This window comes from Microbacterium sp. Kw_RZR3 (assembly GCF_029222405.1).
GTDB lineage: Bacteria > Actinomycetota > Actinomycetes > Actinomycetales > Microbacteriaceae > Microbacterium.
In genome coordinates, this window is record NZ_JARHXC010000323.1 from 1 (window position 1) to 5,132 (window position 5,132).

4 protein-coding genes are annotated in these 5,132 nt (G+C 70.8%); 2 read left to right on the forward strand and 2 right to left on the reverse strand.

What is annotated here, in order from left to right:
* Positions 1-19 precede the first annotated feature (19 nt).
* Entirely contained in the window at positions 20-394 is a 375-nt protein-coding gene (locus tag P2P98_RS17800; protein ID WP_275801591.1) for an SdpI family protein, read from the reverse strand.
* Between the two features lie 8 nt (positions 395-402).
* Positions 403-3,978, reverse strand: coding sequence for a transcription-repair coupling factor (gene mfd, locus P2P98_RS17805; protein WP_275801593.1), 3,576 nt, complete (start codon positions 3,976-3,978; stop codon positions 403-405).
* Positions 3,979-4,043: 65 nt separating this feature from the next.
* On the opposite strand from mfd, the gene P2P98_RS17810 reads away from it, so the two are divergent.
* Together P2P98_RS17810 and P2P98_RS17815 are read left to right on the forward strand one after the other, a co-directional pair.
* Positions 4,044-4,511, forward strand: a complete 468-nt coding sequence (locus tag P2P98_RS17810) for a hypothetical protein (RefSeq protein WP_275801594.1) — start codon at positions 4,044-4,046, stop codon at positions 4,509-4,511.
* 114 nt (positions 4,512-4,625) lie between these two features.
* Positions 4,626-5,132: hypothetical protein (locus P2P98_RS17815; RefSeq protein ID WP_275801596.1), on the forward strand; the 507-nt coding region annotated here is incomplete at its 3' end.

The following is a 5,132-nucleotide window of genomic DNA, read 5'->3' on the forward strand; positions in this document are numbered from 1 at the left end:
TGCCCGCCCACGCGGGCGTTCACCGGCCTTCGGTCAACTCCCGCGCGGCGCGACCGCCGACCACCGCCGCTCGGAGCGAGAAGCCCAGCAGCACAACCAGACCCACGACGACTGCCACGACGATGACGAACTCGCGAAGGGATGTCGGCACGATGAGCGCCGCCCAGGGACCCAGGGCGGTGAGGAGCGCGCCGGCTCCGGACCAAGCAAGATCGACGGCACCGGCGCGATGCGCGGCGATCCACGCCTCGTCGGATGCCCGGGTGGCCCCCGTCCGGATGCCGATGAAGTCGTTCCGCGGCAGCGTGCCCGCCGCTCCGCGCTGCGCGGTCCAGAACGCGAGCGCCGCCACCGCGACCATCGCCACGGTGCTCGTCACGAGTGCGCCGATCATGGCATCCCTCAGACCGACGCCGTCTCGACCGGCAGCGGCCAGAGCGCGTCGAGCAGTTGGCGCACCCACGCGATGAGATTCGCGTCGTCGGCGTCCTGCGGGAGCGGGACGACCATCGCGTCGCCGCCCGCGACGAGCTTCGCCTTCGGGTAGAGCCGCTGCAGGCGCACGCGCATCGACTCCGCGAGGTTCGCGGGGGCGATGCGGAGGTTCGAGCCCATGGCGACGACATCGGCGAGCCCGGCCTGCGCCGCGCGGCGACGCAGGCGCGCCACGGCGATGAGACCCTCGACCTCGGCGGGCGGCTCGCCGTAGCGATCGCGCAGTTCCTCGACGACCAGATCGATCGCGTCGTCCTTGGCGGTCGCGGATGCCGCGGCCGAGAGCTTCTGGTAGGCCTCGAGGCGCAGCCGCTCGCTGTCGATGTAGAACTCGGGCAGGCGCGCGTCGACCGGAAGCTCGAGGCGCAGCTCGGTGGGGCCGTCGACGTCTTCACCGCGGAAGGTCGACACGGCCTCGCCGATCATGCGCAGGTACAGGTCGAACCCGACACCCGCGATGTGCCCCGCCTGCTCGGCACCGAGCAGGTTTCCCGCCCCGCGCAGCTCGAGGTCTTTCAACGCGACCTGCATGCCGGAGCCGAGGTCGTTGTTCACGGCGATCGTCTCGAGGCGGTCGGCCGCCGTCTCGGACAGCGGCTTCATCTCGTCGTACAGGAAGTACGCGTACGCACGGTCGCGCCCGCGACCCACGCGACCGCGCAGCTGGTGCAGCTGCGACAGGCCGTACTTGTCGGCCCGGTCGATGATGATCGTGTTCGCGTTCGAGATGTCCAGGCCCGTCTCGATGATCGTCGTCGACACGAGCACGTCGGCTCGACGCTCCCAGAAGTCATCGACGACCTGTTCGAGCGCGTGCTCGCCCATCTGACCGTGCGCGACGACGATACGCGCCTCGGGCACGAGCTCGGCGAGGTGCGCCGCGACGCGCTGAATCGACGACACGCGGTTGTGCACGTAGAACACCTGACCTTCGCGCAGCAACTCGCGGCGGATGGCCGCGGCGATCTGCTTGTCGTTGCGGGGGCCGACGTAGGAGAGGATCGGATGCCGATCCTCGGGCGGGGTGGCGAGGGTCGACATCTCGCGGATGCCGGTGACCGCCATCTCGAGCGTGCGCGGGATGGGCGTGGCGCTCATCGCAAGGATGTCGACGTTGGTCTTCAGCTTCTTCAGGGCGTCCTTGTGCTCGACGCCGAAGCGCTGTTCCTCGTCGATGATCATCAGCCCGAGGTCTTTGAAGATGACCTTCTCGGTGAGGATGCGGTGCGTGCCGATGACCATGTCGACGGTGCCGTCGGTGAGCCCCGCGAGCGTGGCCTTGGCCTCTTTGTCGCTCTGGAAACGCGACAGCGGGCGCACGGTCACGGGGAACCCGGCGAAGCGCTCGGCGAAGGTCTCGAGGTGCTGCTTCACGAGGAGGGTCGTGGGCACGAGCATCGCGACCTGCTTGCCGTCCTGGATCGCTTTGAACGCCGCGCGTACGGCGACCTCGGTCTTGCCGAAGCCGACGTCGCCCGAGAGCAGGCGGTCCATCGGGATCGGCTTCTCCATGTCGGCCTTGATCTCGTCGATCGTCTGCAGCTGGTCCTGTGTCTCGGCGAAGGGGAAGGCCTCTTCGAGCTCGCGCTGCCACGGGGTGTCGGGACCGAAGGCGTATCCCTTGGATGCCATGCGCGCCGAGTACAGCTTCACCAGCTCGACGGCGATGTCACGGACGGCCTTGCGGGCCCGGCCCTTCGCCGCGGCCCAGTCGCTGCCGCCCATCTTCGACAGGGTCGGGGCCTCGCCGCCGACGTACTTCGACAGCAGATCGAGCTGATCGGTGGGGACGAAAAGCTTGTCGCCCGGGTAGCCGCGCTTGGAGGGCGCGTACTCGAGAACGAGGTACTCCTTCGTCGTCTTCACGGCGTTGCGCCCGCCGCTCGACACCTCTCGCTGCGTGAGCTCGATGAACTTGCCGATGCCGTGGGTCGCGTGCACGACGACGTCTCCGGGCTTCAGCTGCAGCGGATCGACGACGTTTCGGCGGCGCGAGGCGAGCTTCTTCGCGCCGCGGTTGTCGCCGCCCACTGAGCGACCATAGAACTCGGTCTCGGTGATGACGGCGAACCGCGCCTCGCCGAGTTCGAAGCCGCGCTCGAGCGGCGCGCACACGACGTGCGCGACACCGGGCTCGGGAGGGGTGAGCACGTCGTCCACGCGCCGCGCCGCGATCCCGCGCTCGGCGAGCACGTCGCGCGCGCGGTCGACCAGGCCGGGTCCGGATGCCGTGACGATCACCGACCACCCGTCGCCGAGCAACTGGCCCACGTGGGCGGTGGCCCCGTCGACGTTGCCCTGGAACGAGGGAACGGCGTCGGCCTTGATGCGGTGCGCGGAGTCGTCCCCCGTCACGAGCCCCTCGTCTTCGGCATCCGCTGCGCCCGAGTCGAAGGCGCTGAGTTGCCACCAGACTCCCCCGCGACCGCTGGCGCGCTCGTGGAGGTCGTCGAGGGTCACGAAGTCGCCGGAGTCGAGATCGACGGGGGTGTCGGCTCCCGCCGTCGCCGCCGACCACGCGGCCTCGAGGAACTCGCGGTTGGTGTCGCCGAGCGTCGTCGCGCGCGCGAGCGAGCGCTCGGGATCGACGAGGGCAACGGCGCTGCCGCCGGGCAGGTAGTCGACGAGCGTGGTGAGGTCGTCGATCAGCACCGGGATGAGCGACTCCATGCCCTCGGCGGGGATGCCCTCGGCCATCTTCTCGAGCAATTGGCGCAGGGCCGGGTAGGCGTCGCGAAGCGCCGCCGCGCGGGCACGCACCGCGGGCGTGAGCAGGAGCTCGCGGCTGGGAACCAGCGTGACGGTCGTCACCTCGCCCGGAAGCGAGCGCTGGTCGGCGACCGAGAAGGCGCGGATCTGGTCGACCTCGTCGCCGAAGAACTCGACGCGGTAGGGGTGGTCGGCGACGGGCGGGAACACGTCGAGGATGCCGCCGCGCACGGCGAACTCGCCGCGGCGCGAGACCATGTCGACGCGGTGGTACGCCAGCTCGACGAGTCGCGTCGTGACCGCTTCGAGCTCGTGGCCGCGGCCGCCGACGGCCAGCTCGACCGGAGCGACGTCGCCGAGTCCCGGTGCGAGCGGCTGCAGAGCGCTGCGGACGGACGCGGTGACCACGAGGGGCGCATCACCGTTCCACGCGGCGATCCGGCGCAACACGTCGAGGCGTCGTCCCACGGTCTCGGGGCTCGGGCTGAGACGCTCGTGCGGGAGCGTCTCCCACGCGGGGAAGTGCAGCACCTGCGCGCCGGGCAGGACGGCATCCAGCGCCGGCCCCAGGGACTCGGCACGACGTCCGGTCGGGGCGATCACCAACACGGCACCCGGGTCGCCCGCCGCGCGGCGACGCTCGACGAGGCCCGCGATGACGGGGGCATCGAGCCCGTCGACGAGGGAGAGAGAAAGGTCGGCGGATGCCGCGGACGCGGCCTCACGGTACGACTCAGCCTGCTCGAGGGCGCGCACGATCCCGGGAACTGTCACTCGGGAAAGTCTACGCGGGGGCACCGACATCGGGTCGGCGGGAGCCCGTCTCGTAGAGTGCTGACATGTCGTCGCCCTTCGCCTCCCCCTACGTCGCTCCCGCGACGGGAACGCTTCTGGCTCCCCCACCGAAGCCGAAGAAGCGGCGCCCTCTCGGGGCGTTCGCCCTCGTGGCCGGCATCCTGAGCATGCTCGTCGCCCCCGCGGTCGCCGGGTTCGCCGCGTTCCGCGTCGGCCGCGGAGCCGGCGCGCAGATCGTCGCTCAAGGCGGACAGAACATCGACCTGCGGGTGTTGACCCCCGTCCGCGATCTCGTCCTCGTCGTCGAGATCGCCTTCTGGAGCGGCACCGCACTGGGGATCGCCGCGCTCGTCGTCGGGATCATCGCGACCGCTCGCGACCGGGGCCGACCGATGGGCATCGTCGCCATCGTCTTCGCCGCCCTCGGCCCCCTGGTGTTCGGCGCCCTCGTGGCCATCGCGCTTGTCGCGGGTGCCGGAACCACCGCGGGCACGGGAGGAGCGCTCGTCTGACTCGGGGCGTTACCGCGTTTGCGGGCGCGCGTCCAGCTTCTTCTCAGAAATCGGTCGGTCTCCCTATACTCGCGGCCATGGGATGAATCCGTCCCGCGATCGAAGGAGTACCCCGTGAGCAGCACGACGCCGCCCCCCGAGCCGTACAACCCTCCTCCCGCCACGCGCGCCGACGCCGCTCAGGCGGGCTACCCCGCGTCCCCGGGCTACCAGCCGCCGACCGCGTCGGCCGCGAAGCCGTCGAATCGTCTCGGCCTCATCGCCTTCGTGGTGTCGCTGGCCGCGATCGTGATCGGCTCGATCCTCGCATTCATCGGCGGCATGCAGAGCGGCGCCCTCGTGCAGTACGCGACCACCGGCGCGAACGGCACGCAGATCGACGCGTCGACGCTCCCCGAGAGCGCGCAGCAGGCCGCAGCCGTGGCGGGTCTGCTCGCCGTCGCCGGCTTCCTCGTCTTCGGCGCGCTGGGCCTCTGGGGCTTCATCCAGGGCATCATCGCGGCCGTCAAGAACCGTGGCCGCGGCTACGGCATCACCGCGATCATCCTCGCGGTCCTCGGCGGCATCGTCGTCGCCGTGGTCTTCGGCATCGGCGCGACCGCCGGAGCGGCGCCGTACGTC